The sequence below is a fragment of the Chryseobacterium arachidis genome, from assembly GCF_900129245.1.
GTDB lineage: Bacteria > Bacteroidota > Bacteroidia > Flavobacteriales > Weeksellaceae > Chryseobacterium > Chryseobacterium arachidis.
The window spans coordinates 316,034-333,188 of record NZ_FQUT01000002.1; the positions used below are offsets into that span (position 1 = coordinate 316,034).

General features: G+C 35.1%; 17 protein-coding genes. 13 read left to right on the forward strand and 4 right to left on the reverse strand.

Translation table 11 applies throughout. The annotated features are described in order from the left end of the window. The first annotated feature begins 7 nt into the window (after positions 1-7). Genes BUA89_RS05205 through BUA89_RS05230 form a run of 6 tightly spaced genes read left to right on the forward strand, consistent with a single transcriptional unit; the run spans position 8 to position 7,015 of the window. Positions 8-793 (forward strand): class I SAM-dependent methyltransferase, encoded by a 786-nt coding sequence (locus tag BUA89_RS05205; RefSeq protein WP_072953736.1) that lies wholly within the window; start codon positions 8-10, stop codon positions 791-793. A gap of 3 nt (positions 794-796) precedes the next feature. Beyond that, a complete protein-coding gene (locus tag BUA89_RS05210; protein ID WP_072953737.1) occupies positions 797-2,368 on the forward strand; it encodes a hypothetical protein in 1,572 nt (523 codons plus the stop codon). Between the two features lie 14 nt (positions 2,369-2,382). Then, positions 2,383-4,179, forward strand: a complete 1,797-nt coding sequence (asnB, locus tag BUA89_RS05215; protein WP_072953738.1) for an asparagine synthase (glutamine-hydrolyzing) — start codon at positions 2,383-2,385, stop codon at positions 4,177-4,179. Beyond that, entirely contained in the window at positions 4,179-5,114 is a 936-nt protein-coding gene (locus tag BUA89_RS05220) for a glycosyltransferase family 2 protein (RefSeq protein WP_072953739.1), read from the forward strand. The genes asnB and BUA89_RS05220 overlap by 1 nt, the downstream gene beginning before the upstream one ends. Further along, positions 5,115-6,056, forward strand: coding sequence for a glycosyltransferase family 2 protein (locus BUA89_RS05225; RefSeq protein WP_072953740.1), 942 nt, complete (start codon positions 5,115-5,117; stop codon positions 6,054-6,056). It abuts the gene before it with no gap. A gap of 17 nt (positions 6,057-6,073) precedes the next feature. Further along, positions 6,074-7,015 (forward strand): glycosyltransferase family 2 protein, encoded by a 942-nt coding sequence (locus BUA89_RS05230; RefSeq protein WP_072953741.1) that lies wholly within the window; start codon positions 6,074-6,076, stop codon positions 7,013-7,015. Here the strand turns inward: BUA89_RS05230 and BUA89_RS05235 are convergent. The 4 genes from BUA89_RS05235 to BUA89_RS05250 form a co-directional block, all read right to left on the reverse strand. Continuing rightward, positions 6,990-7,940: a hypothetical protein gene (locus BUA89_RS05235; protein ID WP_228420522.1), complete on the reverse strand. Its 951-nt coding sequence runs from the start codon at positions 7,938-7,940 to the stop codon at positions 6,990-6,992. The two genes, BUA89_RS05230 and BUA89_RS05235, sit on opposite strands and share 26 nt — an antisense overlap. A gap of 1 nt (position 7,941) precedes the next feature. Beyond that, positions 7,942-9,375: an MBOAT family O-acyltransferase gene (locus BUA89_RS05240; RefSeq protein ID WP_072953742.1), complete on the reverse strand. Its 1,434-nt coding sequence runs from the start codon at positions 9,373-9,375 to the stop codon at positions 7,942-7,944. Between the two features lie 134 nt (positions 9,376-9,509). Then, positions 9,510-10,538 (reverse strand): acyltransferase family protein, encoded by a 1,029-nt coding sequence (locus tag BUA89_RS05245; RefSeq protein WP_143152266.1) that lies wholly within the window; start codon positions 10,536-10,538, stop codon positions 9,510-9,512. A 19-nt stretch (positions 10,539-10,557) separates the two neighbouring features. After that, entirely contained in the window at positions 10,558-11,328 is a 771-nt protein-coding gene (locus tag BUA89_RS05250; protein WP_072953744.1) for a class I SAM-dependent methyltransferase, read from the reverse strand. A gap of 90 nt (positions 11,329-11,418) precedes the next feature. Between BUA89_RS05250 and BUA89_RS05255 the strand changes: the two genes are divergently transcribed. From BUA89_RS05255 to BUA89_RS05285, 7 genes are all read left to right on the forward strand, one after another. Beyond that, positions 11,419-12,258, forward strand: a complete 840-nt coding sequence (locus tag BUA89_RS05255) for a glycosyltransferase family 2 protein (protein ID WP_072953746.1) — start codon at positions 11,419-11,421, stop codon at positions 12,256-12,258. Next, on the forward strand, positions 12,258-13,421 hold the full coding sequence (locus tag BUA89_RS05260) for a glycosyltransferase (protein WP_072953747.1): 1,164 nt from the start codon (positions 12,258-12,260) through the stop codon (positions 13,419-13,421). The genes BUA89_RS05255 and BUA89_RS05260 overlap by 1 nt, the downstream gene beginning before the upstream one ends. After that, positions 13,418-13,981: an acyltransferase gene (locus tag BUA89_RS05265; protein ID WP_072953749.1), complete on the forward strand. Its 564-nt coding sequence runs from the start codon at positions 13,418-13,420 to the stop codon at positions 13,979-13,981. The genes BUA89_RS05260 and BUA89_RS05265 overlap by 4 nt, the downstream gene beginning before the upstream one ends. Then, on the forward strand, positions 13,981-15,132 hold the full coding sequence (locus tag BUA89_RS05270; protein ID WP_072953751.1) for a glycosyltransferase: 1,152 nt from the start codon (positions 13,981-13,983) through the stop codon (positions 15,130-15,132). Before BUA89_RS05265 ends, BUA89_RS05270 begins: the two co-directional genes overlap by 1 nt. Before the next feature lie 43 nt (positions 15,133-15,175). Further along, positions 15,176-15,733 (forward strand): serine acetyltransferase, encoded by a 558-nt coding sequence (locus tag BUA89_RS05275; protein WP_072953753.1) that lies wholly within the window; start codon positions 15,176-15,178, stop codon positions 15,731-15,733. 324 nt (positions 15,734-16,057) lie between these two features. Beyond that, on the forward strand, positions 16,058-16,726 hold the full coding sequence (locus tag BUA89_RS05280) for a carbonic anhydrase (protein ID WP_072953755.1): 669 nt from the start codon (positions 16,058-16,060) through the stop codon (positions 16,724-16,726). 22 nt (positions 16,727-16,748) lie between these two features. Continuing rightward, positions 16,749-17,048, forward strand: coding sequence for a hypothetical protein (locus tag BUA89_RS05285; protein WP_072953756.1), 300 nt, complete (start codon positions 16,749-16,751; stop codon positions 17,046-17,048). Positions 17,049-17,155 lie beyond the last annotated feature (107 nt).

The following is a 17,155-nucleotide window of genomic DNA, read 5'->3' on the forward strand; positions in this document are numbered from 1 at the left end:
ACGTTAGATGAAAAAAATTAACCCTGAGATATTTAAAGATCAATTTGAGGAAAGAAACGGAAAATACATTTTTATTCCCGTTCAGGAAGAGGTTGTAACAGATTTTCTTGATAAGATTAAATATAAACTAAAAAAATTCGGGAAGTTTTATAATTTATTAATTGAATTTATAAGCCCTGTATACCCTCAACCACTTTTTGATATCAGAAAGATCATCAGAAACGAAATTAAGGGCAAAAATGTAGTCGCCTTGAATTTAGGAAGTGGCAGCTCTGACTTGGGAGAAGATCTGTTGAATGTAGATTTACTTCCTTATGAAACTGTAGATGTCATTTGTGATATTGAAAATATTCCTTTTAAAGATAATTCGGTTGATTACATTATTAATATTGCCGTTTTAGAACACGTTCCTAATCCTCAAAAAGTAATCTCCGAAATTCATAGAATTTTGAAACCAGGAGGTAAAATATACTGCTTTATTCCTTTTATGCAACCTTTCCATGCCTCGCCTTACGATTTTCAAAGATTTACTTACGAGGGGATGAAGCATCAATTCAGGGAGTTTGATATTTTAAAATTAACCCCGATAGGTCCTACTTCCGGGATGCTTTGGGTGGTACAGGAATGGTTTGCCCTAATTTTTTCTTTCGGTATAAAGCCTCTTCACACCATACTTTATTTACTTTTTATGGTTCTCACGTTCCCGATTAAATTTCTGGACGTAATATTTCAATTTTATCCTATGAGTAAAAATGTGGCTTCAGGATTTAGTATTTGGGCACAAAAAAAGTAGTGTATGGAAAGGGTACAGGATAAATATACAAACATATTAAGTTGGCTATTTCTCGTTGGATGCTTTTTCATGGGATTTATAGTCTATACGAATCTTGACAAAGGATTAATCTTCAATGATGAAGTGTTTTATCTTTTTCTCTATAAAGATCATCAAAGCTTACCCACCGTAGACTCTACCAACTTTTATAGAATATTTCATTTTCTCTTTACTGAAAACATTTTTAAATTTAGAGTAATAACGTATGGATTATTAAACATTTCTACTTTTATACTGTATTTTTTTACCAGTAAATATTATCAACTTAAAGTTCATCCTTTCCTGTTAGGATTTTTAGGAATAGGTTTCAATTTTCTTGCTTGGGGAATGAGCAATATCGTTCTGCATCAGTACATTGGAAATACAATTCTGATTAACCTTTCTTTGGCGTTGATTTTTATTTATCTGATTTATAAAAAATTATTCCCTTTAATAATCTCAGGGGCTTTTCTGGGTTTAGTTTTATTTAACGGAATTCCACATACTATTGTAGTTGTACCCATTGCTTTATTTTTGCTGTACAATTTCTGGAAAAAAGATAAGAAACCGATTATTTACATCATTGGTGGCGGGATTTTAGGTATTCTTTTCTATTTCACCTGCATAGAAAGCTTCTCAAAATTTGTTGCACAGTTTGAATGGATAAGATATTACCAAAAGTTCCATACAAAACAGCACCCTAAAAGATTTTTTGTATTCTGGATTCTGAAGGTGTTAGGATTTTTTATTATTCCCGCTTCAGCCTTAATTGGATATCTGATAAAGTTCTCGAAAAATAAAATCCAGCATACCAATTATATTTTAATTGCTTTAGCTACTCTTTCCGTTATCTCCTATTTTGTATATCCATTCATATATATTAATTATATTTTATTCTCTTTACTAATTTACAGATACTTTTTAGAACCTGAAATCAGTAGGGAGAAAAAAACGATGTTGATTGTTCTCACCTTACTACCTTTCGGACTGTCCTTTGGTTCCGGAGCTTATTTTGAAGTAAGAGGACCGGCATATAGTATTTATTACTATTTAACTTTAATTATTGTTATTTTATCAATCTATAACAGTAAAGTATATGGTATTTTCACCGCCTTTTTTCTTTATCAATGTTTTGTTTTCCCTAACTTACTGAAAGAGAAAGGCTGGAAAGACTTTATGTTCACAGAACAGACAGAAAAAATAAAAATCAATGGTTACGATTTATATGTAGATAAAGGCCGAAAAAAAGATATTGAAGATCTGCGTCCTTATTTGGAAAATCAGAAGAACGTTATCTATTCCAGTAATCATCTCATGGGTTATCTGTATATTTTAAATGCAAAACCGCCTATTTATTATTATTTTACCTTAAAAGATTATATTAAATTTATTATCGAAAAAGAAGGTAAAACTCCCGATGATTTCATTTATATTGAAAGCAACGACTATCCTTTCTATCCTAAAGAAATCGTACCTTTAAAGTTTGTAAACCATCCGGAAGATTACAAGACTGTGAAAACCGGAAGATTTACATTATACATTCCCTCTAAAAAATAAAAGAAAAAAGAAAAATGTGTGGAATAGCCGGAATCATTACCAATAATGCCCGAAACTATCAGGAAGAACTCAAGAGAATGACAGATGCCATAGCACATCGTGGTCCGGACTCCTCCGATTTTGAATTTTATGAAAATGCGGCATTAGGACATCGCAGACTTTCCATTATTGATCTTTCGGAAAACGGAAAACAGCCGATGTTTTCTAGCACAAAGAACGAATGCATTGTCTTGAATGGTGAAATTTACGGCTATCAGGAGATCAAAGCCCAATATCCGGAATATCCTTTCCATGGAAGTTCCGATACAGAGGTGATTTTGGCCATGTACCGGAGAAAAAAAGAAAACCTCATCCATGATCTTCCGGGAATGTTTGCCTTTGCCATCTGGGATAATGGGAAACAGGAGCTTTTCTGCGCAAGAGACAGATTTGGCGAGAAACCTTTTTTCTATGCCATCGGAAAAAATAATGAGTTTATTTTTGCCTCGGAAATCAAGGCAATCCTAGCTTCAGGATTAATTCAGCCCCAGGTAAACCAAGAAGCAATTTCTTATTATTTACAATACGGATATGTAAGCACGTATCACAGTATTTACAAAAATATCCACACCCTTCCTCCTGCTCACCAGTTGATCTGGAAAGACGGAGAAATCAATATTTCAAGATACTACAGCTTGCCTGCAAAAGATCGTATTTTAAGCTTATCAGATGCACAGGAAGAATTTACTTACCTCCTGAAAAAAGCAGTGCAAAAGCAGCTCATTGCAGATGTAGAAGTAGGAAGTTTTTTAAGCGGCGGACTCGATTCCTCGTCTATTGTAGCTTTAGTAGCAGAATATCTTCCCAAACAAACCACCATCAGTTTTGGGTACGACCATGAAAACAGCGAACTAAAATATGCCAAGGAAATTGCAGAAAAATATCAGACCAATCATATTGAGGTTCATGAGAAAAAAGAAGATTTAGCGACTTCTCTGTTAAAGATTTCCCCATTTTTCGATGAACCTTTCGCCGATATTTCTTTTATTCCGCATTTTGAGATCTGCAGAAATGCCCGAAAAGATCTTACTGTGGTACTCTCCGGAGATGTGGGTGACGAATTATTCGGCGGCTACAATTTTTATAAGGTTGAAAATCAACTAAGAAAACATTTCAGCTATAAAAACATCATTGCTCAGTTTGGCTTGAATTTATATCAGAAAATAAAACCTATTTCTTTCCTTTCTCAAAAAAATCTTCAGCACGAAAATATTCTCGATTTCCATCAGAATTATGTGAGAAATGCTTTTAACACGAAAGAAAAAAATGCATTGGGAGTAACCTCAACGTTTTCATATCCTTATAGCTTCACTCCTGATCCCGATTCATTGAATGACATCATGAGAGTAGATCTGGAAGGCTATGTTCCCAGTAATATGATGGTAAAATCCGACAGAATGGCCATGGCGAATTCTCTTGAAGTAAGAACACCTTTCCTGGATATTGATTTCGCCGAATTCTGCATTCAGCTTCCTGAGCAGTTAAAAATCGATAGTGAAAATGATAAAATAATTCTTCGTGAAGCGATGGGATCGTATTGGACAGAAACTATCCGACAACGCCATAAGCAGGGGTTTGGAATGAGTGTAAAAAGCTGGTTTGAGGAAGAAAACCTTATCAATTTATCAAATGATCTGTTAAAAAATCCGGATCAGAAAATATTTAATTATATTGATTTTAAAGCGACTCAGAAATTTTTAAATAAAGACCATAAGCACTGGAATATCCTTCAGTTAGCTCTTTGGGCACATAATAATCAAAATGTTTTGTAATGTTGGATATTTCTGTAATTATTCCGGTATATAACGCAGGGCAGTTCCTTGAAAAATCGGTCAGTTCTGCCGTACATTTTGATGAAGTAAAAGAGGTGATTTTAGTGGAAGACAAATCGACAGACAATTCTCTGGAAATTTGCCAGAAATTAGCATCCGAAAATCCCAAAATAAAATTATTTCAACATCCTGATAAAGAAAACCACGGCGCCGGTGCAACCCGAAATCTCGGAATTGAAAAAGCAACCGGAAATTTCATTACCTTTCTGGATGCCGATGACTATTATCTTCCGAACCGATTTGATGCAGAAAAAGAACTTTTTAAAGATGCTAAAACAGAAGGCGTTTTTGGAGCAATTGGGGTTGATTATCTTACAGAAAAAGGAAAGCAGGAATATCAGATAAAATTCAAAGACGCGCCGCTTACAACAGTTCATTATCCTGCCGAAGGAGAAGAGGTTTTCAGGGGATTGTTAAGCTTAACCTCCAAAACTTTTGGTACATTTTTTCATTTGAATGCATTAACCATCAGAAAATCTGCATTGAAAAGAGCCCAGCTTACATTCAACAAAAATCTTCGGGTACATCAGGATTCGGATTTTATTATCAAACTGGCTTACCACTGTTATCTGAAATCAGGAATTATTGATAAAGCTGTTGCGATGAGAGGCATTCATGATGACAACAGAATAACGAAAATTGTCCAGTATTCGCCTCAGTACAACCAGAGGCAACTTCTTTACTGGAAGTCTCTGAAAGATTGGTCTGAAACCAACAATTTACCATCTGAATATAAAAAAAGAATTTACTTAAGCTACAAGTCTTATGATTTGGCTCAGAAAAAAGGACTGACAAAATACTGTAATATTGTAATTGAAGGACTAAAAAATCCTGAAATATTAAAAACAAAATACCGTTTCAATTATTACAGATAAATGAAAGTTTCAGTCATCATCCCCGTTTACAATGCAGAAAAATATGTGACCAAAGCTGTGGAGTCTGCTCTTCAGTTTGAGGAAGTATATGAAGTTATTTTAATTGAAGACCAATCACCGGACAATGCTCTGGAGGTTTGCAGGAGCTTATCCGAAAGATATGATCGAGTAAAATTTTTTCAGCATCCCGATAAGGCAAATCATGGTGCTTCAGCTTCCAGAAATCTGGGAATAAAAAAAGCTTCAGGAGATTTTATTGCATTTTTAGATGCCGACGATTACTATCTGGCAAACCGTTTCGACGCGGAAAAAGATCTTTTTCAAGATCCTAAAGTAGAAGGCGTTTACGGAGCGCTGGGAGTCCATTTTTATTCGGAAAAAGCCAAGGAACAATATTATAAAGTTTTCAGAAATTCTATTACAACGGTGTATGAAAAGCACCCGCCAAAAGATGTCTTTCCCGGACAGCTCAATATGAAGGGTAGCTTCGGGATGTTCAGTATTGATACTTTAACGGTGAGAAGAAATCCCTTACTCAATAAAATGCAGATCTTTTTCAGGCCTGATTTGAAACTTCATGAAGATACCGAATTTCTTTTCCGTCTGTCTTATTTTCTTAATCTTTATCCCGGAATTATTGATGAGGCAATAGCTTTAAGAGGGGTTCATGAAGAAAACAGAATAACAGAAATCGGAATTAATAAAAAAATCCCTGCGAAAACGAGATCCATTATGTGGAGGTACGTCCACGATTGGGCACAAAAAGAGGAATCAATGCCTGAAAACTTCAGAATTCATATTCAAAGGATGAAAAGAAGTTTTGATATTGCTACTGCTTCAAATCCTAAAAAGCTGATCATGATTTTAAAATATTTAATTCTTGATTATCAAAGTATCCGGTCCGGTTTATATAATATCAATTTCAGAAAAACTATAATTTAAGATACACATTTTATTCCATGAAAATCTCCGTAATTATTCCCGTTTATAATGCCGAAAAATATGTAACCCAGGCTGTAGAATCAGCACTTCAGTTTAGCGAAGTATATGAAGTGATTTTAGTTGAGGACCAGTCGCCTGATAATGCATTGCAGGTTTGCCGGCAATTGGCTGAAAAATATGATCGGGTTAAACTTTTTCAACATCCCGACCGAGGAAATCACGGGGCAGGACCAACAAGAAATCTGGGCTTAGAGAAAGCCACAGGAGATTTTATTGCATTTCTGGATGCAGACGATTATTATCTTCCGAACCGTTTCGATGCGGAAAAAGAATTATTTAAAGATCCTAAGGTTGAAGGAGTTTATGGGGCATTAGGGGTTCACTATTATTCTGAAAAGGCAAAAGAACAGTATTATCGTCTTTTCGGAGACCAATTAACCACGGTGTATAAAAAGCATGATCCCAAAGATGTTTTTCCCGGACAGCTCAATATGAAGGGAAGTTTTGGGCTTTTCAGTATTGATTGTCTCACGATACGAAGAGAACCAATGGTAAAAAAGCTAAAACCTTTCTTTAAAACAACTTTAAGGCTTCATCAGGACACAGAATTTCTTTTCAGACTTTCCTACTATCTTGATCTCTATCCCGGAATTCTGGATAAAGCCGTTGCCGTAAGAGGTGTTCATGAAAGCAATAGAATTACCGCTGTAGATTCAAAAAAAATAAAACCTGCCACAACAAGAGTTCTCCTTTGGAATGAAGTTAATACCTGGGCACAACAAGAAAATACGATTCCGGAAGATATAAAGTTGCACATCAGGAGAATGCACCGAAGCTACGAGATTGCTCTAGCCCCAACCCTAAAAAAATGGGGAATGATTACCAGATACCTCATTACAGATTACAAAAGCATTCGTTCCGGATTATATAATATTAATTTCCGTGAATATTTATTTTGATTTTTTTTGTATACACCAATATTGAATCTGCGATCTGAGCCGTAAAAACTTTTCCGGATTCTTTGTACATGTGATTTCCGTCGGTGTAGATGTAATCTTTGGCCTTTGGAGAGAAGTCGAAATATTGAACTGAATGCCTTCGGGAGATCGATTTCATTCTCTCATTAAAATCCGGAGCATAAGAATTCTCAATCAGCATTGTTCTTTCAGAGCCGGGAATTCTGACGATATATACAGTCCCTTTACTTTTAAGAAATTTAATAATATCCTCGAAAGCAGTAAGTCTTTTTGAGGATATGTTCTGTGTTTTGGCAATATCATCTCTGTAAAATTCCAGCTTTGACAACTCTCTTTTTTCCACTGAGTCTTTCTCCATATTAACATTGACTTCCATCCACCCATCTTTGTGCAGATAGGTATTTGATCTTCCTGCTTTCTCTCGTTCCGTAAAAATTTTGAACCAGCTTCTTGAATAGTTTTTTAAAAGATATTCGTAATTAGGAGACCTATCATAGCTACACATATTTCCTAAAGGAGAATTTTTACGCTCCGGAAGATCCTTAGATACGTCCGTATAGGTTTTACTTACAGATAAGTTCCAGGGATCAACAGTCAAGATAAAGATCCCGTTTTTCGTATCAGGATTCAGCTTTCTTTTCAGTGCTTCCAGATATACAGGACCATAAGGGGATTGTACAACATTAAGTGCAAAATTGTCAAATTTTTGCTGAAGCTTTCCTTGTAAAATTCGTGGCTGCACGGCCTGTGAACCTCTGGAGTCACCCAAAATAATATTATGAGGTTTTTCAACAGCAAAGTGCATATAGTTATCATCCGTATTTCCATCTGCAAAAGATCCCAGGACAGCAAACAAGACAATGCATCCTAAAAGATAAAACGATATTTTGAACAAAAATTTTTTCATACTAAAACTGAAAATAAATGAATTCATTATTCCCGAAATTAGCATAACGGAGAATGATATAGATAATCACCAGGTACAATCCTCTTCTGAGCCAAGGGTTGAATCTTTTTATTTCAAGACCATGAAAACGGCTTCTGTTGATCCATTCAACAATAATCATTACACTGATTAATGCCATGACTTTATAAGGAAAATGCGGAGGAATGGAAAGAATGGTTTTACTGAATATTTTTGTGATATATGAGACAGCCTGAGAAACTGACGACGCTCTAAAGAATATCCAGGCAAAGCATGTAAGCGAAAAAGTAACCAGGATCTGAAAAATTTCTTTAAAAGATGGTAAAATTTTATCCATCGCCACAACTTCCAGGTTCTGTCTGTTTCTGTCCATTAGCAGTAAAGGCATAAAATATAAGGCGTTCAGCCCACCCCAGATAATAAAAGTCCAGTTTGCGCCATGCCAAAATCCGGATACAAGAAAAATGATAAAAGTGTTCCGTACCTTCATCATCAATCCTCCTTTGCTTCCGCCTAAAGGGATATAAAGATAGTCTCTGAACCAGGATGACAGTGAAATATGCCAGCGTCTCCAGAACTCAGCAATATCCCTCGAAAAATACGGAAACGAAAAATTCTTTAACAATTCTATTCCGAATAATCTTGAAACTCCCAAGGCGATATCGGAATATCCGGAAAAATCCCCATAAATCTGGAAAGCAAACAGTACAGCTCCTAAAACCAGATTGCTTGCACTCTCCGTATGATAATGGGCAAAAATTTCATTTACCAATGGTGCACAATTGTCCGCAATAACCATTTTTTTAAAAAACCCCCAAAGTATCTGTCGCATACCATCTGCGGCCTGCTCATAATTAAATATTCTCTTTTTTTGAATTTGTGGCAAAAGATGGGTAGCTCTTTCAATAGGTCCTGCCACTAATAAAGGAAAATAGCTTACGAAAACAGCATAATCTATAAAATTTCTTTCTGCAGAAATCCTTTTTTTATAAATATCAATTACATAAGAAAGCCCATGAAAAGTATAAAATGAAATCCCGACGGGAAGTACAATTTTCAACAGCCATACATTGGCATGAAAACCAAAACCGTCCAACAGATCAGAAAAACTTTCTACAAAAAAATTGTAATATTTAAAAAAACCTAGGAAACCGAGATTGATGATAATGCTGAGTGCCAGCCAAAACGTAGCCTCTTTTTTATTTTTGCTTTTCTCTATCATGATTCCGGAAACGAAATCCAAACCAATAGAAAACATCAGCAAGAAGAGAAATCTCCAATCCCAACAGGCATAAAAATAGAAACTTGCCACAAGAACAAGCACATTCTGATGCTGATATTTTTTATTGAAAACAAACCAATACAGTATAAATACGATTGGTAAAAAGATTAAAAAACCTATTGAATTAAATAGCATAAAGTCTTCTTAAAAATTATATTCTTTTTATGAAACCCTTATGGTATTATTTAATTTTTTTAGAGTAAAAATATTTTCAGGGAACATTATTTTAGACATGGTGTATTCATTTATGTTTAACAAAAATAAAAATTTTATCCGATTTTCACCCGCTTTAAATAATCTCTTAAAGGTTTTTCCACGGTCTGATACAAAATAGCCGAAACCAAAAGCAAGACCGGGATATAAATACAGAATACTTCATTGCTGTCGTGAATCTGAAAATAGTCCCATAAAATCATCCTTAAAATATACAGAACCGGAATATGAACAATATACACGGCATAGCTTATTTCACCAAGATATTCCAGAGGTTTTAGGGAAAATATTTTCGTTAAAAACCCATTGTTGCTAGAAATCAGGTAAATTAATGGAACAAATAAAACAGCCATCAGCCCGTTGTGAAAGTTTAACGGAATCAGAATTAAGGAGAATAAAACGGCTAAGAAAATTAATACAATCTTAATATCATGATTATTCTGCCTGAAGTGTTTTACAAAAAATAATCCTGCCAGATTTCCTACTAAAAATTCATTGATATGCCAAAGCGGAAAGTAATGGCTAAACTCATGGCTCAGCGTATGCGGGCCTTTATACGCCAAAGAAGTGACATAAAGATTCGAAAAAATCTGAGTAACGATCCAGATGAAAATAGTAATCAGCCAAATCCTCTTATTCCCTTTTGAGTAAAAATAATTATACAAGACCGGAAAAAGAAGATAAAATAAAAACTCAACAGAAATAGACCAGCCCGGGAAATTCAAAACCAAAGCTTTTCCGGGCAGCCAGCTTTGAAGTCCGGATAAGTACAAAAACAGTTTATAAAAACTGAAATCAGCATATTTCATGACCAGATACAGCAAAAGCCCGACAACATACAGTGGATATATCCTGGCAAACCTGTTCCTGTAAAAGTCTTTATAATCGATCTGTGATTTTTTATGATACGCTACAATCATAATAAATCCGGAAAGGATAAAAAAGTAACTGACACCGACATTCGCCCTGAGGAAAATGTCGGAGATATATTTAATTTTATATAAAAAAAGATCTTTATTAAAATGGGAAATAACAATCGCCATGGCAGCGACAAACCGGGTAAATGTAATCTGAGTTATCTTCACGAATCAAAATACACTGAAATTACTTGATAAATACACCGATATATTTTCCTTCATATTCTACAACCGTGGTTTCGATCGCATTTTTTTCACAGAAATCCTGATAAGCAGAGTTATCTCCGATATCATCACTGATGAAAACTCCTCCTTTTCTCAGTCTTTTATACAATTCGCCGTATGCCCAGAATCTTCCGTTATAGCTCTTATCAGAATCATAATGAACCACATCAAAAGAAGGACTTTCAACGAAAATCTTCGGTAAAGATTCCTTATCTGCAAAACGGAATAGCTTCCAGTTTGGTTTAAGATTTTCTGGAACGACATATCCTACATACTGATCGCCATCCTGTGCAAGGTAAGGCATGTCTGAGCTGTATAATGTCCCGTTTCTTTTTTCTAAAGACAAAAGCGCCGCTAAAGACGACCATCCGTAGGCAACTCCCGTTTCTACAGCATTTTTTGCATTTGCAAATTCACAGGAATAATAAATAAGCTCCAAAGCTCCTGCCCCGCCCATTTTTATCGGACATTCATTCTGTCTTCTTTCCGCTTCGGCAAGGATATCAGAATAGATATTTCTAAAAGAATCGATGTCTGTCCCGAAAAGTTTTAGCACCGCTTCTTTTTGAGAAACAGCTCTGGAAGCAGCCCAGGAATTCGTTTTTTCTTTTCCTTTGAACGCATTTCCCCTATTTACGGTGTTTTTAACGATTTTTCGACCTAACTCGGGATAAAGATCCGGTCTTTTAAGATAAGCTATAAATGTTTTGAGAACTCTTGATACTTCGCTCACTGTGTTAAATTTAAGATACAAAAATAAAGATTTTTATGTTATCTTTATGATATAATTATCTTTGTAAAAATTTATTAACACAAGTGGTTTATGAAATTTTCTGTTCTGATTGCCAATTACAATAATGGAAAGTTCTTTAAGGAATGCTACGACTCTATTCTTGCACAGGAATATAAAAATTGGGAAGCTGTTATTTTAGACGATGCTTCTACGGATAATTCTGTAGAAGTTATTAAAAAAATAATCGGGAATGATGAGCGCTTTAAGTTTTTTGCAAATGCTGAAAACAGCGGTGTAGGAATTACCAAAAGTAAGCTTATTGATCTTGCAACCGGTAATATCTGTGGTTTTGTAGACCCGGATGATGCCATAACCCCCAATGCACTCTCTTCAAGCATCAAAGTTTTTGAAAACAAAAAAGATGTTGTACTTACCTATACCAAATTCTTTAAATGTGATGAAAACCTGAAACCTTTGGAAGTTTCTAAGATGGCAGATCAGGTCGTCAACAATAATCCATACTTTTTCAATTGTCCGGTAAATATTGTTCATTTCGTATCGTTCAGAAAATGCGTTTACGATACAACTGAAAAAATGAATACCGTGATGAAAATAGCAGAAGATCAGGATTTGTATTTAAAAATGTATGAAAAAGGCAAAGTACAGTTTATTAATGAAGTAAACTATTTCTACAGACTTCATTCTGGAGGAATTTCTCAGAACGACAATAAACTGAAATCCAGAGAATATTTTGCTAAAGTAATTTTCAATACGATGAAACGCAGGAATCTGACTAGCATTAACGGTAAAAAAATCCCGGAAGTATACACAAATTCTCAGGATATTTACGGACTTTTGGAATATCAGAACTCAATTTCATTTAAAATAAAGAAGAAACTGACCATTTTTGCCCAACAAATCTTTAGTTAATGACAAAACACAATACTATAAAAGTGCTTTTCAGGCATCGTTCCATGGAAATGGGCGGTGTAGAAAAAGTAATCTTAAGCATGCTCAATCACCTCAACAAAGATCGGTTTGATATGACGATCTGCCTTAATATCAACCAAGGAGAATTGAGGAATGAGATCCCCAGGCATGTAAGAAAAGTTTCCCTCACAGACGGAAGAGAAGATCTTTCTAAAAATTCTCTGATTCAAAAAGTACAGTTGGCAAAAAGAAAATTAAGACTTCAGAAAGCATTGAAAAACCCTTCAATAGCTCAGAAAATTCTTAATGATGAATATGATGTAGAAATCGCTCCGACGTATGCCGCTTTTTCAGCAGTTTTAAACTCTGTCAATAAAAAGTCTAAAAAAATAGGATGGTTTCATTCTGATATTACTTTGCCTAAACTTCAGCCCTTGGTTCCGGAAATTTTAAAACAAATTCCTCAGTTTGATTATTTTATTTTTGGTTCTCAACAGACAAAGGATATTTTAGTTGAAACCTATCCAAATCTCAAGATTCCTGAAAGCCAGGTTATTAAAAACGCAATCCCGATTGAAGAACTTAAGGAAAAAGCATTGTCTTTTAAACCTGAATTTCCTGATAAACCGGTTTTCGTTTCCGTAGCAAGACTTCACAGCCGAAAGGGTTTTCATAAGCTGATGGACGCTCATGCTAAATTGTTAAAAGATGGGTTTGATCATCATATGATCATTATTGGTGATGGTGAAGAAATGGAAAACCTGAAAAAACAGGCAGAAAAACTGAATGTTACCAAAAGCTTCCAGCTGCTGGGTTCTTTAATGAATCCTTATCCGTATGTAAAAAATGCAGACTTTTTTATCCTTCCTTCTGAATCCGAAAGCTGGCCATTGATCATTGCAGACAGCCTGATTCTTCAAAAACCGATTATTTCAACCAATGTAGGAGGAATTCCCGAGATGATTGAACATGGAAAAACGGGCTACCTTATCAACTATGAAACAGATGAAATGTACGATTCGATGAAAAAGTTTCTTACTGATAAAGAATTGGTTTCGACGATTAAAGACCATTTAAAAGACATTGAAAAACAGTTTGACAATCAGAAAATATTTGATGCTGTAGAAAATATCATTACGAACTTAGTAAAAAAAGAACAATGATTTTTATATACCGACTTATCCTGAAATGTCATACAACTTATCAAAAAATTATTCAGAATATTTACATCAAGATTTCTATTTCAAGAGGGTTAAAAGTAGGTAAAGATGTAATATTTGTAGAAGCACCTGATTTTGGCTCTGAACCTTTCTTAATTGAAATCGGTGACAGAACGAAAATCACGGCAGGTTGCAAATTCATCAATCATGATGGCGCAATGTATGTGATCCGAAGCATGGAAAAATATCAGGATGCCAGAAATTTTGGCAGAATAAAACTCGGGAAAAACTGTTTCGTAGGAAACAATTGTATTTTTCTTCCCGGCTCACAGATGGGTAACAACTGTATTTTGGGGGCGGGTTCTGTACTTAATTCCAGCATGCCGGATAATTCTGTGTATGCAGGAACTCCCGCAAAATTCATTTGCACTGTTGAAGAATATGGTGATAAAGCTCTTGAAAATAATGTAATGTATCCTAGAGAATTAGAACCTGACAGAGCCAAACTGGAAGCCTATATTAAAGAACACCTTCCCCACAAATATAAACCCGTAAAAAAATAATGCCTGAAAAAAAGAAAATACTGATCCGGATCGGGTCTCTGCGTCATGGTGGCGCAGAAAAAGTATTGGTTACCTTTCTTAAAAATCTCCCTCAACATAAATATGAGATTGATTTATTGCTTAATCTTAATTCGGGAAAGTATTTGCCGGAAGTTCCGGGCTGGATCAACATTTTGTACCTGCATCAAGGCGAGATGATCACTACCAACCGGCCTCACGAGATCCCCAGAAAGGCAGCAAGAGTCATTCATGAAAAAATATTAAAAAAGTTCCCGAACCTACTTTACAAAGGGAAATTAAATAACAAAAAATACGATATTGAGTTCGCCGCAATCCACGGTATGCGCGACGAAATTTTAGGTTCACCTCTTCAGTCTTCAAAAAAAATCGTGTGGATTCACAATGATCTTTCCCAGGTGAAAGGCTACACTGACGACGAAATCCGTAAGTTTTTCGGGTTTGATAAAATCATGGTGATCTCTGAAAAGATTGAGCACCTTTTCCATAGTTTAGCCAAAAATGATGTTGAAAAACAGAAAATCGTAAAGATCTACAATCCATTAGACACAGAAGAATTTATTTCAAAGGCAGATCTGCCCGTTTTACATTATCAATTTGATCAGAATATTCCCACATTTATTTCTGTCGGAACCGTTTTTCCACAGAAAGGCTTTGACAGATTGCTGAAAGTTCATAAAAAGCTTTTAGACGAAGGTTTTCAGCATAAAGTTTTAATTGTAGGTGATGGTTATGATTTTGAAAATATTAAAAAATTAAAATCGGATCTTGGAGTTGATGAAACTGCGACAATGCTTGGCTTTACCGACAATCCTTATCCTTATTTCAAACAGGCAGATTTTTATATTTTAAGTTCCAGATATGAAGGTTTTCCGACCGTTCTTTTTGAAGCGATTACTTTAAAAAAGAATATTATTTCTACAGAAGTTTCAGGGGCTCATGAAATGCTGAATAATGGGGAATTCGGATTGATTGTTGGAAACTCCGAAGAAGGAATTTATGAAGGAATGAAAAAAGCGTTATCGCAGCCGGAATCGTTCGACTCTTATTCAGAAAAGCTAAAAAACTACAAAATGCCTTTCAGTCTTGAGAATTCGGTGAGTAAAATTGTATCTATTTTAGATGAATTATAATTAATTTAATCCCACAAAACTTCAGCTTTCTTACATTTGTTTTATGGCAGATCAATACTCTACTCTTCAAAAAGATTTTTACCGGGAAAGTGGGACATGGCTTTCCACCTTTCAGATTTGGGCAAAATGTATCAACCCGAATCTTCATTTTATTTATGTTTTAAGAAAAGCCCAACAATACAGGAAAACACCTTTGCTTAATATTTTCTGGAAGTTTGTTTTAAGACATTATCAGATTAAATACGGATTCCAGATTTATCCTGAAACAGAAATCGGCGAAGGCTTTTATCTGGGACATTGGGGTAGCCTGGTGATTAATCCGCAAGCCAAAATCGGTAAAAACTGCAATATCGCTCAGGGTGTCACAATCGGGCAGCAAAATCGTGGAAAAAATATGGGCTTTCCAATCATTAAAGATGAAGTGTGGATCGGAACCAATGCCGTTATTGTAGGAGGAATTACGATTGGAACCAATGTTTTAATTGCGCCCAACTCTTATGTTAATTTTGATGTTCCCGACAATTCTGTTGTGATGGGAAATCCCGGTAAGATTTATCCTTCAGAAAATGCTACGGAAGGCTATATCAATCATAAAATTTAAAGTAAATAAACAACAGCAAACGTCTTTTTTGTAAATCATCCGATTTGTTTAACATAATTATTTTCTGTGAAAGTAATTTTTCTGCAAATTGTTTGTATTTTTATGGTAGGATTGAAAGCGTTTGAATGACAAAAAATAGATCTTAAAAGTAGATTTAAATTGATAAAACTCTTTGATGATAAAGTTTTTAAGAATTTTTTAATATTAAACTTTGTTAAAAATGTTTGCTATATCAACAAAAATCATATTTTTGCATCATTATCGATTTGATCTATTGAATTTGAAAATAATTTAAACGAAATAAATAATTACACTCATAAAATTATGGCATCATCGTACGAAGTTATTTTTGAAAACAATAAGAAATGGGTAGCCTCTAAGATTGCGGACAATCCGGAATTCTTTCATGAATTGGCCAAAACCCAACATCCTGAGTTTTTATATATCGGATGTTCGGATAGCAGGGCAACTGCTGAAGAGCTCATGGGAGCAAAACCAGGTGAAGTCTTTGTCCACAGAAATATTGCCAATGTGGTGAATACTTTGGATATGAGTTCAACGGCTGTTATTCAGTACGCTGTAGAACATCTGAAGGTAAAACACATTATCGTCTGCGGACATTATAACTGCGGCGGGGTAAAAGCAGCGATGACTCCTCAGGATTTGGGTTTATTGAACCCGTGGCTGAGAAATATCCGTGATGTTTACCGATTGCATCAGGCAGAGCTGGACGCAATTGAAGATGAAGCAAAACGTTATGACAGACTTGTAGAACTGAATGTTCAGGAGCAGTGTATTAACGTGATAAAAATGGCCTGTGTGCAGGAAAGGTATATTTTAGAAGAATATCCTGTAGTACACGGCTGGGTTTTTGACCTGAGAACTGGGAAGATCATAGATCTGGAAATTGATTTTGAAAACATTTTGAAAGATATCCAGAAAATCTACAACCTTACAAGTTCAGATTGGGTCATGAGCAGAAAGACCAAATAACTTTTTTATATAAGAAGGTGAAATGAAACTTTGGAGTATTATTACATTATTATTCTTCCTCAATTTCACGGCTCTACCCAGTATTGCCGCTGTTTTTGGCTGGGACCTTACGAGAACCAATGTAATAATCAATGAAGAAGAGCCACATTCTCATCCAACCTCATTTTCGGTGTACGAAAAGACACTTCCTAAAACTTTAGATGTATTCGACTACTTGAAGTTTTTTGAACCATCTCTGGAAGATTCTGTCTTTGTACTGATTGATGATTCTTTTCATCTGTCGCCTTTTCTATCTATATTCTCCCCTCCTCCGGAAGCTTAATTTTTTATTTTTTTCGACGCTCATTCTCTATCATTTTTGATACGGAATACACATGCATTTATTTAAATAATTAATTTTCCATTTTATCCCCGGTAATCACTGATAGT

What these genes read in the sequence shown, in the direction of transcription:
- BUA89_RS05235 (WP_228420522.1), bottom strand. Translation starts at nt 7,940, where the DNA reads ATGAAAAAATTTTTGTTCAAAATATCGTTTTATCTTTTAGGATGCATT.
- asnB (WP_072953738.1), top strand. Translation starts at nt 2,383, where the DNA reads ATGTGTGGAATAGCCGGAATCATTACCAATAATGCCCGAAACTATCAG.
- BUA89_RS05210 (WP_072953737.1), top strand. Translation starts at nt 797, where the DNA reads ATGGAAAGGGTACAGGATAAATATACAAACATATTAAGTTGGCTATTT.
- BUA89_RS05285 (WP_072953756.1), top strand. Translation starts at nt 16,749, where the DNA reads ATGAAACTTTGGAGTATTATTACATTATTATTCTTCCTCAATTTCACG.
- BUA89_RS05280 (WP_072953755.1), top strand. Translation starts at nt 16,058, where the DNA reads ATGGCATCATCGTACGAAGTTATTTTTGAAAACAATAAGAAATGGGTA.
- BUA89_RS05225 (WP_072953740.1), top strand. Translation starts at nt 5,115, where the DNA reads ATGAAAGTTTCAGTCATCATCCCCGTTTACAATGCAGAAAAATATGTG.
- BUA89_RS05205 (WP_072953736.1), top strand. Translation starts at nt 8, where the DNA reads ATGAAAAAAATTAACCCTGAGATATTTAAAGATCAATTTGAGGAAAGA.
- BUA89_RS05255 (WP_072953746.1), top strand. Translation starts at nt 11,419, where the DNA reads ATGAAATTTTCTGTTCTGATTGCCAATTACAATAATGGAAAGTTCTTT.
- BUA89_RS05230 (WP_072953741.1), top strand. Translation starts at nt 6,074, where the DNA reads ATGAAAATCTCCGTAATTATTCCCGTTTATAATGCCGAAAAATATGTA.
- BUA89_RS05260 (WP_072953747.1), top strand. Translation starts at nt 12,258, where the DNA reads ATGACAAAACACAATACTATAAAAGTGCTTTTCAGGCATCGTTCCATG.
- BUA89_RS05220 (WP_072953739.1), top strand. Translation starts at nt 4,179, where the DNA reads ATGTTGGATATTTCTGTAATTATTCCGGTATATAACGCAGGGCAGTTC.
- BUA89_RS05240 (WP_072953742.1), bottom strand. Translation starts at nt 9,375, where the DNA reads ATGCTATTTAATTCAATAGGTTTTTTAATCTTTTTACCAATCGTATTT.
- BUA89_RS05270 (WP_072953751.1), top strand. Translation starts at nt 13,981, where the DNA reads ATGCCTGAAAAAAAGAAAATACTGATCCGGATCGGGTCTCTGCGTCAT.
- BUA89_RS05265 (WP_072953749.1), top strand. Translation starts at nt 13,418, where the DNA reads ATGATTTTTATATACCGACTTATCCTGAAATGTCATACAACTTATCAA.
- BUA89_RS05275 (WP_072953753.1), top strand. Translation starts at nt 15,176, where the DNA reads ATGGCAGATCAATACTCTACTCTTCAAAAAGATTTTTACCGGGAAAGT.